Source organism: Yinghuangia sp. YIM S09857 (assembly GCF_051388915.1).
GTDB lineage: Bacteria > Actinomycetota > Actinomycetes > Streptomycetales > Streptomycetaceae > Yinghuangia.
In genome coordinates this window covers 372797-387532 of the sequence record NZ_JBPKBH010000002.1, presented here as the reverse complement: position 1 = coordinate 387532, position 14736 = coordinate 372797, and the positions used below count along the sequence as shown (strand labels likewise).

The 14736-nt window shown below is 72.9% G+C and carries 15 protein-coding genes; 9 read left to right on the top strand and 6 right to left on the bottom strand.

The features are described 5' to 3' along the window. Positions 1 to 21 precede the first annotated feature (21 nt). Entirely contained in the window at positions 22 to 801 is a 780-nt protein-coding gene (locus tag ACRX5S_RS04965) for a hypothetical protein (protein WP_436771497.1), read from the bottom strand. Positions 802 to 1020: 219 nt separating this feature from the next. On the opposite strand from ACRX5S_RS04965, the gene ACRX5S_RS04960 reads away from it, so the two are divergent. Continuing rightward, on the top strand, positions 1021 to 2190 hold the full coding sequence (locus ACRX5S_RS04960; RefSeq protein WP_436771496.1) for an alkaline phosphatase PhoX: 1170 nt from the start codon (positions 1021 to 1023) through the stop codon (positions 2188 to 2190). On the opposite strand, the gene ACRX5S_RS04955 is transcribed toward ACRX5S_RS04960, so the two are convergent. Beyond that, positions 2134 to 3447 carry an MFS transporter gene (locus ACRX5S_RS04955; protein ID WP_436771495.1) on the bottom strand — a complete coding sequence of 438 codons (1314 nt, stop codon included), beginning with the start codon at positions 3445 to 3447 and terminating at the stop codon, positions 2134 to 2136. The genes ACRX5S_RS04960 and ACRX5S_RS04955 overlap by 57 nt on opposite strands. A 165-nt stretch (positions 3448 to 3612) precedes the next feature. Between ACRX5S_RS04955 and ACRX5S_RS04950 the strand changes: the two genes are divergently transcribed. Both ACRX5S_RS04950 and ACRX5S_RS04945 read left to right on the top strand, forming a co-directional pair. Continuing rightward, positions 3613 to 4086 (top strand): MarR family winged helix-turn-helix transcriptional regulator, encoded by a 474-nt coding sequence (locus tag ACRX5S_RS04950; protein WP_436771494.1) that lies wholly within the window; start codon positions 3613 to 3615, stop codon positions 4084 to 4086. A gap of 110 nt (positions 4087 to 4196) precedes the next feature. Continuing rightward, the gene (locus ACRX5S_RS04945; protein ID WP_436771493.1) at positions 4197 to 4736 is read left to right on the top strand and encodes a DUF5709 domain-containing protein; all 540 of its coding nucleotides are present in this window, start codon (positions 4197 to 4199) and stop codon (positions 4734 to 4736) included. A 168-nt stretch (positions 4737 to 4904) separates the two neighbouring features. Here the strand turns inward: ACRX5S_RS04945 and ACRX5S_RS04940 are convergent, their stop codons facing one another. Then, a complete protein-coding gene (locus ACRX5S_RS04940) occupies positions 4905 to 5825 on the bottom strand; it encodes a tyrosine-protein phosphatase (protein WP_436771492.1) in 921 nt (306 codons plus the stop codon). 233 nt (positions 5826 to 6058) lie between these two features. Between ACRX5S_RS04940 and ACRX5S_RS04935 the strand changes: the two genes are divergently transcribed. From ACRX5S_RS04935 to ACRX5S_RS04920, 4 genes are all read left to right on the top strand, one after another. Then, complete coding sequence (locus ACRX5S_RS04935; RefSeq protein ID WP_436771491.1) at positions 6059 to 7063, top strand: YdcF family protein; 1005 nt, start codon at positions 6059 to 6061, stop codon at positions 7061 to 7063. A gap of 147 nt (positions 7064 to 7210) precedes the next feature. Beyond that, entirely contained in the window at positions 7211 to 8893 is a 1683-nt protein-coding gene (locus ACRX5S_RS04930; protein WP_436771490.1) for an N-acyl-D-amino-acid deacylase family protein, read from the top strand. 188 nt (positions 8894 to 9081) lie between these two features. Beyond that, complete coding sequence (locus tag ACRX5S_RS04925) at positions 9082 to 10230, top strand: amidohydrolase family protein (protein ID WP_436771489.1); 1149 nt, start codon at positions 9082 to 9084, stop codon at positions 10228 to 10230. 70 nt (positions 10231 to 10300) lie between these two features. Further along, a complete protein-coding gene (locus tag ACRX5S_RS04920) occupies positions 10301 to 10537 on the top strand; it encodes a hypothetical protein (protein WP_436771488.1) in 237 nt (78 codons plus the stop codon). A 33-nt stretch (positions 10538 to 10570) separates the two neighbouring features. Here ACRX5S_RS04920 and ACRX5S_RS04915 read toward each other — a convergent pair whose 3' ends face one another. Beyond that, the gene (locus ACRX5S_RS04915; RefSeq protein WP_436771487.1) at positions 10571 to 11059 is read right to left on the bottom strand and encodes a MarR family winged helix-turn-helix transcriptional regulator; all 489 of its coding nucleotides are present in this window, start codon (positions 11057 to 11059) and stop codon (positions 10571 to 10573) included. 223 nt (positions 11060 to 11282) lie between these two features. Here ACRX5S_RS04915 and ACRX5S_RS04910 point away from each other — a divergent pair, with 223 nt between their 5' ends. Next, positions 11283 to 12404 carry a chemotaxis protein gene (locus tag ACRX5S_RS04910; protein WP_436771486.1) on the top strand — a complete coding sequence of 374 codons (1122 nt, stop codon included), beginning with the start codon at positions 11283 to 11285 and terminating at the stop codon, positions 12402 to 12404. A gap of 47 nt (positions 12405 to 12451) precedes the next feature. Here the strand turns inward: ACRX5S_RS04910 and ACRX5S_RS04905 are convergent, their stop codons facing one another. Continuing rightward, a complete protein-coding gene (locus tag ACRX5S_RS04905) occupies positions 12452 to 12946 on the bottom strand; it encodes an FBP domain-containing protein (RefSeq protein ID WP_436771485.1) in 495 nt (164 codons plus the stop codon). 110 nt (positions 12947 to 13056) lie between these two features. Here ACRX5S_RS04905 and ACRX5S_RS04900 point away from each other — a divergent pair, with 110 nt between their 5' ends. Then, the gene (locus tag ACRX5S_RS04900; protein WP_436771713.1) at positions 13057 to 13629 is read left to right on the top strand and encodes a TetR/AcrR family transcriptional regulator; all 573 of its coding nucleotides are present in this window, start codon (positions 13057 to 13059) and stop codon (positions 13627 to 13629) included. Between the two features lie 9 nt (positions 13630 to 13638). Here the strand turns inward: ACRX5S_RS04900 and ACRX5S_RS04895 are convergent. Next, positions 13639 to 14736: IclR family transcriptional regulator domain-containing protein (locus ACRX5S_RS04895; RefSeq protein ID WP_436771484.1), on the bottom strand; the 1098-nt coding region annotated here is incomplete at its 5' end.

Sequence of the window (14736 nt, the reverse complement as noted above, 5' to 3'; positions counted from 1 at the left end):
CGCTCGCCGCGAACAGTCCGTTCAGCGCGCCGGATACGTCGCGCAGATCAGCGTCGAGTTGTTGCGTGCCAGCCAATACCAGTACCGCGTACGGTCGTTGGCCGCGCGTCGGCACATCGAGTCGGTGAGCGTGCTCGGTGCCCGGTAGACGTTCGTGATGACCAGGATCGAGTCGTACTCGGCCGGGATGCGCTCGGCCTGGCAGTCGGCCCAGGTGAACAGGTTGCCGGAGTACCGGGGTTCGCTCGACGTCCCGCCCTCCCGGCTTACCAGGAAGCACTGGCCCTGCTTGAACTGCCGTTCCAGGCACAGTGATACGTCGCCGTAGCTCCACCGCGCATAGCCCGCGTCGGCGGTCGGGCAAGTGCCGTTGACCCCGGCGACCCGCGCGTACGCCTCCCACGCCGAGCACGGGACCTGCCGCGGCACCTCGCTGTTCCACGACCCCTCGCCGTCGCCCAGCAGGTAGGCGTTCAGGCACGTCCCGACCTGTGCGGCCGCCTCGAAGGCCTCCTCCCGCGGGTCCCTCACCGGCGACGGCGGCGCGACCGGCCGCGGATGGTCGGGATCCGGGGCAGCGGTGTACGGGTTGCCGGGAACCGCCGTCGCGCTCCGCCGCGTGGGTATCGGGACTGTCGGCATGCGCACGCCGTCCGGCGCGGTCGCCGCAACCCCGTCGGTCAGCGCGGAACCGTCCCCGTCGTCCTCCAGCACGAAGGGCAGGATCGCCACCGCGAACAGCACCGCGGCCAGCGCCAATATGGCATTGCCCGTGGTCGTGGACCGCGTTTCCCCCGTCACCGTCCGCATCGTACGGACTCGGCCGCCGGACCGAAACCACCGCGCGCGACGGGCCTGTTCGCGCCGCGGCGTCCGATTGGGCGCGTCCGTAAGCCGGATGGTCGCCCGGAGTTCACCGCCGAGCGCTCGAAACCGATCGTTCCCCACCTCTACCGTCGGGCAGCGGACCGGAGGACTCTGGGCGACGGCCAGGCCGTCGACGACAAGGGGGAACCACCTATGGACCGGCGTACGTTCCTGCGAAGCACCGCGCTCGGCGCGGGCACCGTCGCACTCGGCGGGTCGCTGTGGGCCTCGGCCGCGGCCGCCGCGCCCGCGCAGCCCGGCGCCGGGCCCTACGGCGCGCTGCTCGGACCGGATTCCAACGGCGTGCGCCTGCCTGCCGGCTTCAGCTCGCGCGTGGTCGCCCGCAGCGGCCGCTTCGTGACCCGCACGCTGCACCTGTGGCACGGCGCGCCGGACGGCGGCGCGTGCTTCCCGGACGGCGACGGCTGGATCTACGTGTCCAACTCCGAACTCCCGCTCGTGGGCGGGGTGTCCGCACTGCGCTTCGCCGGGGACGGGCGAATCCGCGGCGCGTACTCCATCCTCGGCGGCACCAACGTGAACTGCGCGGGCGGCGCCACGCCGTGGGGCACCTGGCTGTCCTGCGAGGAGGTGGCGTTCGGCCAGGTGTGGGAGACCGACCCGTACGGCCGCAACGGCGCCGCCGCGCGCCCGGCGATGGGCCGCTTCAAGCACGAGGCCGCCGCCGCCGACCCGCTGCGCCGCGTCGTCTACCTGACCGAGGACGAAGGGGACGGCTGCCTCTACCGGTTCACCCCGGACACCTGGGGCGACCTGGCGAGCGGACGCCTGGACGTGCTGTGCGCGCCCGCCGAGCCGGTCACCGGGCCGGTGACCTGGCAGCCGGTGCCGAACCCGGGGGACTGGCTGACCGGCACCCGCAACCAGGTGGCGGCGGCGCGGCGGTTCGACGGCGGCGAGGGCGCCCACTGCCGCGACGGGCGCCTGTGGTTCACCACCAAGGGCGACAATCGCGTGTGGGTGTACGACCCCGCATCCGGCGTGCTCGACATCGCGTACGACGACGGCCTCGTGCCCGCCGGAACCGCCCCGCTCACCGGCGTGGACAACATCACCGGCCGCCCCAACGGCGACCTGTTCGTCGCCGAGGACGGCGGCGACATGCAGGTCTGCCTCATCACCGGGGACGGGACCGTCGCGCCCTTCCTCCAGGTCACCGGGCACGACGGCTCCGAGATCACCGGCCCGGCGTTCACCCCGGACGGCCGCCGCTTCTACTTCTCGTCGCAGCGCGGTTCCTCGAACTCACCGCTGGCGGGCGTGACCTTCGAGGTCACGGGCCCCTTCCGGGACGCGGCCTGAGGCACCCGCGGAGACCGCCGGCGCGGCCGGGACGGGCGTCGTGCCCGTCCCGGACGCCACGGCGCGCCCCCTGCGGGCCGCGGTCCGGCCGCCCGAGCGGCGCTCCAGTCGGGCCGACAGCACCGCGAGCGCCAGTGCGGCGAGCGCCATCAGCGCCCCGACCCAGTTCGGCGACGTGTAGCCGAGGCCGCCCGCGATGACCACGCCGCCGAGCCAGGTCGCCAGTGCGTTCCCCAGGTTGAACGCCGCGATGTTGCCCGACGAGGCCAGCGTCGGCGCGCCCGCGGCCTGGTCCATGACGCGCTTCTGGAGCGAGGGCACGGTCGCGAAGCCGAACGCCCCGATCAGCATCAGGGTCACCGCGGCGAGGGCCTTGTGATGCGCGGTCGCGGTGAACAGCGCGAGCGAGGCGGCCAGTCCGGTCAGCGAGACGTACAGGTTCGGCATCAGGGCGCGGTCCGCGAAGCGCCCGCCGACCAGGTTCCCGGCGAACAGGCCGACCCCGAACAGCATCAGCAGCCACGTCACCGCGCCCTCGGAGTACCCGGCGACGTCGGTCATCATCGGCGCGACGTAGCTGATGGCGGCGAACACGCCGCCGAAGCCGAGCACGGTCATGCCCATGGCAAGCCATACCTGCACATTGCGCAGTGCCTCGAACTCGGGGCGCAGCCGGGTGTCGCGGGCCGCCTCGCCGCCCTCCGGCGCGCCCGCGTGCGCGGGCACCAGCGCGGCGATGCCCGCGAGGGCGACCGCGCCGAGCGCCGCGACGACGGCGAACGTGGTGCGCCAGCCGAACGCGTGCCCGAGCCAGGTCCCGGCCGGCACGCCGACCACGTTGGCGGCGGTGAGCCCGGTGAACATCGTCGCGATCGCGGCGGCCCGCTTGCGCGGTGCCACCAGGTCGGCCGCGACGACGGCGCCGATCCCGAAGAAGGCCCCGTGCGCGAAGGCGGCGACCACGCGTCCGGCCAGCATGACGCCGAAGCTCGGAGCCACCGCGGACAGCAGGTTGCCGGCGATGAACACGCCCATCAGCGAGAGCAGCATGCGCTTGCGCGGCACCCGGATGCCGAGGACCGCCAGCAGCGGGCCACCGACCACGACGCCGAGCGCGTAGACGGAGAGCACGTAGCCCGCGGTCGGGATGGAGACGGAATAGGTGTCGGCGACCTCGGGCAGCAGGCCCGTGGGGATGAACTCGGTCGTTCCGATGCCGAAGGCGCCGATGGCCAGCGCCAGGAGTGCAAGGGGCATGACAGCGGCTTTCTTATGGGGGCCGGGGACGGCTCGGCCACGCGGTTGCTTGCACACGACGTTACTTGCAGACGCTGGATATTTGCAAGCGCGGGTTAATTGCGCGTGTGGGGTAACATGATGGGCACGAGCCGGCGCCACGCCGGATGTGAAGGGGAGTGCGGTATGCCTGGACCGGAGGTCGACGGGCGGGTGCTCGCCCAGGGTTGGTGCGCCCTCTCGCTGCTCCACGACCGCATCGACGCCCACCTGGAGAAGGCCCTGCAAAATGCGCACGGGCTGAGCGTCCGGGAGTACTCGGCGATGGTCGTGCTCAGCGAGCAGCACGACGGGGACGGCGGGCACCTGAGCATGACGCGCCTCGCGGACACCGTCGCACTGAGTCAGAGCGCGACGACGCGCCTGGTCACGCGCCTGGAGGAACGGGGCCTGCTGGTGCGGTACCTGTGCCCGACCGACCGCCGCGGCATCTACACCAACGTCACCGACGAGGGCCGCGTGCTGTTCGAGCAGGCGCGCGAGACCAACGACCGGGCACTGGAGGAGGCGCTGGCCCAGGCCGAGGGGTCGCCCGAGCTGCGGCCGCTCGTCGAGGTGGTGCGCACCATGCAGCACGCCGTCACGGCCTCGCGAGGCTGAGCGCGCGCGGCGCCGCGGCCGCGACGCACCCACGATCGGCGCAACTCCGGCCCCGGGGTCGCGCCGCGCGTGATCATCGGATCTCCGGCAAACGGAGGGAATCCGATTCGATGAGCAGCAGCGGCAGGTCGCGCGGTGGGCACGGCCCCGACGACGAGCCGTACGAGGATCCCACCCTCGACGCCTCCGAGTCGCTGGTCACCGACGATCTGAGTGCGGATCCGCTGGACGTCGGGGTCGAGCCGCCGGACCGCTGGTCGGCCGCCGAGCGCTTCGGCACCACCGCGGACGAGGCCGAACGCGGGGAGTCCCTGGACCAGTTGCTGGACGAGGAGGAGCCGGAGCTGGAGCCGGAGGACATCGACGACGACGTCGACGACCGGTGGGCCGACGGGCCGGAGCCGCGCTCCGGGCGCCTGGTGGACGACGATGAGGGCATGTTCGCGGACGACGTAGGCGTCGACTCCGGTGCGGCCTCGGCCGAGGAGGCCGCCGTACACATCCTCCGGGAACGGGCCCCCGACATCGACGGCCAACTGGGCCTCGACTTCGACGCAGACGCAGACGCAGACGCAGACGCGGACGAGAACGCGGACGAGGGGAACACGGGCAAGGGCACAGGCGGCGATGCGGACTCCGACGACAGCTGACGGCACGCCCCGCACGCCCCGAACCCCTCCCGCACGCCCCGCAGCGTCACGCACGGTCACTCACGCATGTGTGCGTCCCGCTCACGTCCACGCGTCCCGCCCGGCGCCCCAGGCCGCCGGGGGTGCGGAGGAAGTCCCCGGCGGCCGGAAGTACACCGCTCCGCCGCCTCAGGTCACCAGGCGCTGGCGGAGCTTGACGAGCGTGAGGACGTCGAGACCCAGCCCGTCCGTCAGGTACTTGCCGAACGAGCCGTACCGTGCCTCGATCGCGGACCGCGTGGCGTCCAGGTAGCTCTGGTCGACACCCAGCAGCGGGTCGAGCAGCGACGGGTTCTGCATGCGTCCACTCGCCAGAAGCTGCTGCTTGAGTGCGTCGTTGCCCGGCTTGAGGTACTGGTTGCTGAGCAGGTAGTCCTGGTTGACCGTGCCGGTCGGCACACCGACCGCGGTCAGCAGGATCGCGGTCATCCACCCGGCCCGGTCCTTGCCCGCCGAGCAGTGGTAGAGCGACACCGTCCCGTTCGCCACGCCCCTGGCCGTAGCGGCGAACTGCGCGCGGACGGCCGGGTCGTCGACGAACGTGCGGTACATCGTGACCATCATCTGCGCGGCCTTGCCGTTGCCGAGCATCTGCTCCTGCTTGACCGGGTCGCCGGAGGTGATGACCGCGTACAGCGTCGTCATGAGCCCGCCGTCGGCCACTTGCAGGTTGCTGTACGGCACGCCCGCGGGGAACTTGTCGGGCCCGTTCGCTCCGATCTCGGCCGCGGTGCGGAAGTCGACGATGCCCTTCAGCTTGAGCGCGGCCATCTGCGCGACGCCGTTGGGCGTGACCTTGTTCAGTGCCTCCGACCGGTACAGCACGCCGGAGCGCGTCTGCTCCCCGTCGTACGTCCGATAGCCGCCCAGGTCAAGGAAGTTCGCGGTGCCTTCAACCGGGACGAGCCGTTGCGCGGTGACCGGGGCCGGGGCGGCCGACGTCTGCGCCGCCGCGGCGGGCCCCGCGGCGATCCCGCCGAGCAGTGCCGCGCCCACGGCGAACGCGATCGTCGTTCTGGCGGTCGCCGTTCTGGCTGAACGTGTTCGCATGTGCGTCCCTTCCTTGCGAGGGTGGTCTCCTGGTCCGCCGGCGAACGCGGGTGCGCTGCACCACACCCGGAAGTGGCGCCTCCGCTCTCCGGCCGAACTCACCATACGGATGCGTATGGAAAGGGGAAGGGCCGTGTGCCACGACAGGTATGCCGAAAATGCACGGTTAGGCAGCCTCGCGGCATCGATCGTCAATGCCCGGGGCCGATGGGGGATTTCCCTAGCATTGCCGAGTGACCGCCTATATCGCAGCACTGGTGTTCTTCGTCCTGTTCGCCGCCGGGGTACTGCGGGACCGCCGCCGCTTCCGCAACGCCGTGTTCCTGGGCCTGGCGCTGGCGATGCTGGCGATCGGCGTGGTGGACGACCTGGCCAAGGCGCCCGTCGAGGTCTTCGAGGTCGTCGTCGTCCTGATCCTGGCGGGTCCCGCGCTCGGCATCCTGGTCCTCGCGGGGCTGCTGCTCGCCAACGGCGTCACGATGGTCCGCAAGGAGGGACGCGGTCCGACGAACCTGCTGTCCCTGGTGGCCGGACTCGGCATCCTGGCGTTCGTCGGCCTGCTCTGCGCGGCCGTGGTGACGGACGACCGGGCCCTGGAGATCGTCGCGACGAGTGCCCTCCTCGTGGTCGGCTACGTCGCCTTCCTGTTCGCGTGCTTCATCGGGTACGCGTACCTGTACGGCCGCATGCCCGTGCGCGGCGACGTCGACTTCATCGTGGTCCTCGGCTCCGGACTCGTCGGCGGCGACCAGGTTCCGCCGCTGCTCGCCGGCCGGCTCGACCGCGGCCGCGCGGTGTACGACGCCCAGTCCGCGCGCGGCGGCAAGCCGGTCCTGCTCCTCTCCGGCGGCCGTGGGACCGACGAGACCGTCCCCGAGGCCGTCGCCATGGCGGACTACCTGGTGGCGCGCGGCGTACCGGCCGACCGCGTCGTGCGCGAGACGCGCTCCCGCACCACCGCGGAGAACCTGCGTTTCAGTGCGGAGATCATGGCCGAGGCCAAACCCGGCTACCGCTGCCTCGTGGTCACCAACAACTACCACGCGTTCCGGGCCGCGATGGAGGCGCGCAAGGCCGGGGTGGACGCCCAGGTGATCGGGTCGCCGACCGCGCGCTATTTCTGGCCCAGCGCGACGATCCGCGAATTCGCCGCGGTCTTCCTCGCGCACGCGTACGTCAACCTCGGCATCTGCGCGGGCCTCGCGCTGTTGGTCGTCGCCGCGTGGTGGCGCGCCTGACCCTGCCGCCCAGGGGCCGCGTCGACCTGGATTGCGTCGCGCAACGCTTGTACTTTGCAAGGTCCAGTGCTTGACTCCGGGCACGGGACCGACCGCGACGGCCGGGGACGGATCCCGCAAGTGACGCCGAAACGCGAGGAGTTGCCCATGTCATACGACCTCGCCCTGCGCGGCGGAACGGTGCTCGACGGCACCGGCGCGCCGCCGTTCCGTGCCGATGTCGGCGTCCGCGACGGCCGGATCGCCGAGGTCGCCCCGACGGTGCGCGGCACCGTCGAGCTCGACGCCTCGGGCGCGGTCGTCTGCCCCGGCTTCCTCGACCTGCACACCCACTACGACCCGCAGGTCCTGTGGGACCCGTGGCTGACCCCTTCCAGCGGCCAGGGCGTCACCTCGGTCGTCGCCGGGAACTGCGGCCTGTCGATCGCCCCCTGCCCGCCGTCCATGCGCGCCTCGCTGGTCCGCATCCTCGAACACGTGGAGGACATGCCGGCCGCCGTCCTCGACGCCGGCGTGGACTGGTCGTTCACCGGCTACCCCGAGTACCTGGCCCGGGTCGGGCGGTCCGTCGGCATCAACTTCGGCGGGTACGTCGGCCACAACGCCGTCCGCATGACCGTCATGGGCGAGGACGCGCACGACCGCGCCGCCACCGACGACGAGATCGACCGCATGCGGGCCCTGGTCGCGGACGCTCTGCGCGGCGGCGCTCTCGGCTTCTCGACCGACCGCAGCGGCTTCCACATCGGCGACCGGGGGCGGCCGGTGCCGTCCATGAACGCCACGCAGGCCGAGGTCGAGGCCCTCATGCGCGTCACCGCCGAGGTCGGGCGCGGCATCTGCCACGTCGCGCCCGGCGAGGACTTCGCCTGGCTCTACGACTTCCAGCCCGCGTTGGGACGGCCGATCACGTGGTCCGCACTGCTCACCTATCCCGAGGGCAGCCCCCGCGCGCACTGGGCGGACAAGCTCGCGGTGCACCGGGCGGGGCGCGAGGCCGGGGCCGACGTCCACCCGCAGGTCACCTGCCGCCCCATCGAACAGCGCATATCCGCGGCCGATCCGTCCTCGTTCTACTCGGTCCCGGCCTGGGCCGAACTCGCCCCGCTCACCCCGGCGCAGCGCGCCGAGCGCTACCGCGATCCGGCGTGGCGCGGCCGGGCGTACGCCGAACTCGACGGCCGCCAATGGGTCAACCCGCGCTGGGACGACATCACCGTCGCGGAGACCACCCGGCACACCGCCCTCATCGGCTGCGGCATCGCCGAACTGGCCGCCGAGGCACGGCAGTCCGGACGTCCCGAGGACGCGCACCGCACGCCGCTGGACGTCCTGCTCGACCTCGCCCTGGCCGACGACCTGCGCACCCGCTTCGCCATCACGTTCGCCAACGACGACGAGGAAGCGCTGCGCACGCTGCTGGCGGCGGAGGGCTGCGTCCTCGGCCTGTCCGACGCGGGCGCGCACGCCGGGCAGATCTGCGACGCGCACATGCCCGTCGACTTCCTCGCGAACTGGGTCCGCGACCGCGAACTCATGGCGCCGGAACGGGGCGTGTACCGCCTGACCGGCGAACTCGCGGACCTGCTCGGCCTCGCGGACCGCGGCCGGGTGGCCGTCGGCGCCGCCGCCGACCTGCTCGTGCTGCGCTGGGACGACCTGCGCGCGCCGACCCCGCGCCGCGTCGGCGACCTGCCGTCGGGCGGCGAGCGCCTGGTCGTCGACGCGCCCCCTGGGCTCGAACACGTCGTCGTCAACGGCGTCGTGACCCGCCGGGACGGCGTCGACGTGGGCGGCGACCTGGCCCGGCTGCCGGGGCGTCTGCTGTGAACTCCCCGACCTGAGCCGTCTCGTCCGCATCCGGCGGCCGCGCGCCCGCGACCCCGTCCGACCCCGTCCGACCGCATTCCCCGGCGCGCTCCTGAGCGCGCCGCCCACCACCCCGCCGGGAAAGGCAAGTCGCCCTGATTCCCCGGCACTTGCGGATCCACATCCCGCCCCCAAGACCGGAGTCCGATATGACCGGCCTGTCGCCAGACCAGTGGATAGTCTCCTCCGACTCGCACATCATCGAACCGCCCGACCTGTGGCAGCGCGTCGCTCCCGAGGACGACGAACTCCCGCGCGTGGTCCGCGAGGACGACGGCGACTGGTGGTATGTCGCGGGCCGCCGCACGATGTCCTTCCTCGGCATCCAGACCGGCGAGCGCTTCGCCCACGACCCGGACCGGCTCCGCACGTCCGCCACCTTCGAGGACGTGCGCGACTCGGCGTACGACCCGGCCCGCTACATCGCCGAGAACGAGTCCGACGGCATCTGGGGCTCCGTCATCTACCCGTCCCAGGGCCTGGTTTCGTACGCGGTGCCGGAAAGCGGCGTGCTCTCGCGCTCGGCCCGCATCTACAACGACTGGCTCGCCGACTTCTGCGCGCACGACCCGGCACGGCTCAAGGGCGTCGCGATGCTCAATACCGACGACCCGGCCGAGGCCGCGGCCGAGCTGCGGCGCGCGCACGCGCGCGGGCTGGGCGGCGCGATGATCCCGGTGCGCACTCCCGTGTGGTGTCCGTACCGCAGCCCCGCCTACGAGCCGCTGTGGCAGGCCGCGGAGGAACTGGGCACGCCGCTGTCGCTGCACGTCGGCACGGATCGCGCGGACCCGCGTACAGGCGAGTTCTTCCTCGACGTCAAGGAGGTCCCGCCGTCCGTCTTCGTCAACAAGGACCAGCAGGTGCGCGCCGCGCTCGGCGACCTCATCCTGTCCGGCGTGTTCGAGCGCCACCCGGGGCTGCGCGTCGGCACGGTCGAGCACGAGCTGAGCTGGATCCCGTTCTTCCTGGCGCAGATGGACTACACCTACACCGACCGCCCGGCGCGCGGGGACTGGCACCGGTTCGCCGACTCGGGGGTGCTGCCGTCGCATTACTGGCATACGAACTGCTTCGCGTCGTTCCAGGAGGACGCCCTGGGCGTACGCGTGCGCGACGTCATCGGGACGGGGGCGCTGATGTTCGGCTCGGACTACCCGCACACCGAGTCGACCTTCCCACGCAGCCGCGAGATCCTGGGCGGCGTCCTCGCCGACGTCCCGGCGGACGAGGCGGCCCGCATCGCGGCGGGCAACGTCGCGGCGCTGTACGGGTTCACGCCTCCGGTCTCCCGCTGAGCCCGGCCGCGCGGCAGTGCCGTGGCCGGAAGGGTTCACCGGTTCCCTGCCACGGCACTAGGCTCGCCAAATGGCGATCACGATCGACCCCAGGACCGAGACCGGAGCCCCCGAGCCGGGGGACCGGGCCGAGCCGGCGGCCGAACCGGGCACGGGTGCCGCGGGCGGTGCCGCGGGCGGGCGCCATGGCAGTGCCGGCGGCGCGGGGGAGTCGCGGGCCGCGCTGTGGCGCCGCAGGCTGCCGTCGATCGCCGCGCTGTGCCTTGTCTTCGTCGTGGCGTGGGTGCTCGACCCGCCCTGCTGCTGAGTGGTCCGACGGTCGCGCGGACCCGCCGCGCGGCTACGACACGGACGGCTCGCGGCGGGCGTAGTCCTCGATGAGGTCGACGTACTGCGTCAGCAACCGGGTCAGCTCCGCCCGGTCCTGGACCGGCATCGGCGCCAGGACGTCGCGCATGAGGGCGAGGCGGGCCCGGCCGATGCGGCCTGACACGGCCTTGCCGCGGCGGCTGGCCCGGACCGACACATAGCGTCGGTTGGCGGGATCCGGCTCGCGCTCGGCCAGGCCGAGGCGCACGAGTGGGTCGACGGTGCGCGTCGCGGTCGACGGGTCGATGCCGAGGCGGGCCGCCAGCTCGTGCATGCGCCACACCGGGCGGCCCGCGAGGCATTCGAGCGCGTCCACCTGCACGGGCGTGAGCTGGGTGTCGCCGACCTGATAGAGGTCCTGTTGCAGCAGGCGGCTCGGCGAACTCCGGCGCAGGCGCAGCACCGCCTCCACCAGCCCGGCCCCCGGATCGACCGGTTCGGCGGCGGTTCCTGAGCTCATCGGTCCCATCCCCGTGTCCGCGACGCAACATGTGCAGACCACAATTCTTGCATCCGACAACTGCGGGCGGAAGGACGCCGTTCCTGCCCGTGTGCTCGTTGGACTCGATCGGCGCAGCTCAGCAGGGCACCGGGTGGCGAACCGTGAGACGTTCCTTCAATGGGCGGACGGTGTACGGCACCGCCGCCCGTCCGTCGACCGCGTTCGCCCGCATGGAGGAACGATGCCGCAGGCCGTCCGCCCCACCGCCGCGCTGCTGGCCGAGTTGCGCAGGCCGCGCCCGTACCCCGCGGTGTCGGTCACGCTGCCCACGCACCGCCACCGGCCGGAGAACCAGCAGGACCACATCCGCCTGCGCAACCTCCTGGAAGAGGCGGGACGGCGGCTCGCGGACGACTCGGAGGTGCCGCGCGACAAGCGCCTCGCCGTCGCCGAGCACCTGCGGCTCGCGGGGGAGGAACTGGACCCGGAACGCTTTCTCGACGGCCTGGTGCTGTACGCGTCCGAGGACGAGCACCGCATGTACCGGGTCGGCGCCGAGGTCCCCGAGCGCGTGGTGATCGGCACGACGTACCTGACCCGCAACCTCGTCGCGGCCGAGGCGCGGGCCAGGCCCTATTGGGTGGTGGTGCTCAGCGAGGACGACGTCCGGCTTTGGCACGGGCGCGGCTCGCACGTGGAGCCCGTCGAGGGCGACGGGTTCCCGGTCGCCAACCCGGGCGACGAGCGCGACGGCCCGGTCACGCGCGAAGGTGGCGGATTGGGCGTGTCCCAGGACATGCGCAGCATGTTCGCCGAGGCGGACGACAAGCTCGCCAAGGCCCTGGACGGCCGCGCGCAGCCGGTCGTGCTGGTCGGGCTGCGGCCGCAGACCTCGCTGTTCCGCTCGGTCACCCGGCACGCGGACCACATCGCGGCGGAGCTGGACAAGGGCGGCCTGCGGACCGTCACCCCTGCCGAGTTCGCCGCCGAACTCGCACCGGTACGCGCCGAGTTGGCCGAGGATCGCGGCAAGGCCGCATTGGAGGCGCTGGACGCGGCCCGCAGCGGACGGCGCTACGCCGGGGGCGTCCAGGACGCGTGGGTCCCCGCGCACGAGGGCCGCGTCGCGCACCTCGTGGTCGAGGACGGGCTGCGCATCACCGCGCGGCCCGAGGCGGTGGAAGGGGCCGAACGGACCGCGCTGAGCGTCGTCGACGGCGGCACCCCGGTGGGCGACGGCGTCGAGGACGACATCGTCGATTCGCTGATCGAAGCGGTCCTCGACGCGGACGGCGCCGTCGATTTCGTCCCGGACGGAGCGCTCGCCGAGGCCGGCGGGCTGGCCGCCGCGCTGCGCTACTGACGAACGTGCGCGGTTGACGGAAGCGCGGGGTCGACGGAAGTGCGCGGTCAGGCCAGGACCTTGTCCAGGAAGCCCGCCAACTTCTCGCGTGTCCGGGCGACTTGCGCGTCCACCGTCAGCGACTCCTGGAAGCGGCCGCCCGGTTCGGGCTTCCTGATGCCGCGAACGTACAGCGAGCACGCGAGGTCGGTGCAGAAGTAGACGCCGACCGAGTTGCCCTCGCGCCCGGCCTTCCCGGCGCGCGGGGCGGTCATCAGCGACACCCCGCTGCCCGGGTGCGTCGTCAGGCAGATGCTGCACATGCCACGGTGCAGGAACCCGCGCTGCTGGGACGGGAAGCGCATCGTCACCGCCACGACGCGGCCCGCGTGCTCGGCCGCCAGGTAGCTGCGGTCCGGTGCCCCGGGATCCCGCCAGCCGAGGAAGTCCAGATCGTCCCAAGGGCGCTCGGCGAGATCGCGGGGCACCGCCAAGCGCTGCGCCTCGCCCTTGGAGCAGTTGACGAAGGACGCGCGCAGGTCGCGCTCGGTGAGGGTTCTCATGTCCGGCACGCTAACCTTGCCTAGGACTCCTAGGCAAATGAATAATGGCTGTAGGGTCGGCGGCCGGAGCGCGAGCGCCGGCGGCGGGCGGGCGGAAGGGGAGCGGTGTGGTGGGGCGTGCCGGGCTGACGGCGGAGCGGGTGGTGGGCGCCGCCGCGGAGCTCGCCGACGAAGCGGGGGTCGACGGCGTCACGGTCTCGGCACTCGCGCGGCGCTTCGGGGTGAAGGACGCGAGCTTGTACTCGCACATCAGGAGCCTGCGCGACCTGCGCGTCCGGGTGGCACTGCGGGCCAACGCCGAGCTGGCCGACCGCCTTGAGGCGGCCGTCGCAGGTCGCGCCGGGCGGGACGCGCTGGCCGCCTTCGCCGACGCGTACCGGGCCTACGCACTGGCCCACCCCGGGCGGTACGCGGCGGCGCAGATGCCGTTGACCGCCGACGACGTGGCCGGGCTGGAAACGGACACGCGCTGCGGCGAGCTGGTGTACGCGGTGCTGCGGGCGTACGGCCTCGCCGAGCCGGACCTCACCGACGCCGCGCGCCTGCTGCGCGGCACCTTCCACGGCTTCGTCACGCTGGAGTCCGCGGGCGGATTCCAGCACCCTCGGGCCACCGGGGCGTCGTGGGCCGCGGCGGTGGAGGCGTTGCACGCGGCTTTGGTGAACTGGCCCCGTGCCGGGTAGGCGGGCCGGTCAGTCGCCCGTGCGGCGTGCGGACGGGGCGTAGCGCGTCGCGGCGGTCAGGTCGGCCTCGATGGCGGCCGCGGCGGCGCGGAGTGCGGGCAGCAGTTCGGCTTCGGCCTCGGCGGGGGTACGGCGGCTCGCGTGCATGGACACGTTGACCGCCGCGACCACGTGCCCGGTGGCGTCGCGCACGGGCACCGCGAGGGAGCGCAGCCCTTCCTCCAACTCCTCGTCCACGAGGGCGAATCCGCGTTCCGCGGTTTCGCTGAGGATCTCCGCGAGGCGGGTGCGGGACGTCACGGTGCGGCGGGTCAGCGCCGCCGGTTCGATGCGGGCCAGGCGCGCCGTTCGCTCGTCCTCCGGCAGATCGGCGAGCAACACCCGGCCCAGGGAGGTCGCGTACGCCGGGAACCTGGTGCCGACGCTGATCGCGACGCTCATGATGCGGACCGTCGGGACGCGCGCGATGTACTGCACGTCGTCGTCGGCGAGCACCGCCATCGACGCGGACTCCTGGACCTTGCCCACGAGTTCGGCCAGGTGGGGGGTGGTGAGGGCGGGCAGCGTCAGACCGGACAGGTGGGCGAAGCCCAGGTCGAGCACGCGCGGGGTCAGGCGGAACAGGCCGTCGTCGTGCGTCGCGTAGCCGAGGTACTGCAAGGTGATGAGCGCCCTGCGGGCGGTGGCCCGGGGGAGACCGGTGGCCTCGGCGACCGCGGTGAGCGACAGGGCCACCGGGAACTTCCCGGCGGCGTGGGCATGTTCGGTGGCGGTCGGGTCGAACGCCGCGATGACCGCCAGACCTCGGGCGAACGACTCGACGAACTCGGGGCCGAGTTCGCGCTTGGACGCGCGGAGTACGGCCGCGACGGCGGGGGCGGGATCCGTGTGGGGCGGGGCGGTCGGCGGGGTGGCGCCGGGGGCGAGGCGCTTCCCCATCTCCGCTGCGGTCGCCAGGAGTTCGTCGAGCGCCGCATCGCGCAGGGACGCCACGTCGTGCCTGCTGGTGTGGCTCACCACGCTCAGCGCACACAACGTTCGCCCGTCGGGGCCGCGCACCGGGACGGCCACCGCGACCAACCCCGCCTCGATGAACTGGTCGTCCAG

Excerpts from the sequence above, each read along its gene's own strand:
- ACRX5S_RS04960 (WP_436771496.1), top strand. The coding sequence starts at position 1,021 with ATGGACCGGCGTACGTTCCTGCGAAGCACCGCGCTCGGCGCGGGCACC.
- ACRX5S_RS04955 (WP_436771495.1), bottom strand. The coding sequence starts at position 3,447 with ATGCCCCTTGCACTCCTGGCGCTGGCCATCGGCGCCTTCGGCATCGGA.
- ACRX5S_RS04950 (WP_436771494.1), top strand. The coding sequence starts at position 3,613 with ATGCCTGGACCGGAGGTCGACGGGCGGGTGCTCGCCCAGGGTTGGTGC.
- ACRX5S_RS04945 (WP_436771493.1), top strand. The coding sequence starts at position 4,197 with ATGAGCAGCAGCGGCAGGTCGCGCGGTGGGCACGGCCCCGACGACGAG.
- ACRX5S_RS04940 (WP_436771492.1), bottom strand. The coding sequence starts at position 5,825 with ATGCGAACACGTTCAGCCAGAACGGCGACCGCCAGAACGACGATCGCG.
- ACRX5S_RS04930 (WP_436771490.1), top strand. The coding sequence starts at position 7,211 with ATGTCATACGACCTCGCCCTGCGCGGCGGAACGGTGCTCGACGGCACC.
- ACRX5S_RS04925 (WP_436771489.1), top strand. The coding sequence starts at position 9,082 with ATGACCGGCCTGTCGCCAGACCAGTGGATAGTCTCCTCCGACTCGCAC.
- ACRX5S_RS04920 (WP_436771488.1), top strand. The coding sequence starts at position 10,301 with ATGGCGATCACGATCGACCCCAGGACCGAGACCGGAGCCCCCGAGCCG.
- ACRX5S_RS04915 (WP_436771487.1), bottom strand. The coding sequence starts at position 11,059 with ATGAGCTCAGGAACCGCCGCCGAACCGGTCGATCCGGGGGCCGGGCTG.
- ACRX5S_RS04910 (WP_436771486.1), top strand. The coding sequence starts at position 11,283 with ATGCCGCAGGCCGTCCGCCCCACCGCCGCGCTGCTGGCCGAGTTGCGC.
- ACRX5S_RS04905 (WP_436771485.1), bottom strand. The coding sequence starts at position 12,946 with ATGAGAACCCTCACCGAGCGCGACCTGCGCGCGTCCTTCGTCAACTGC.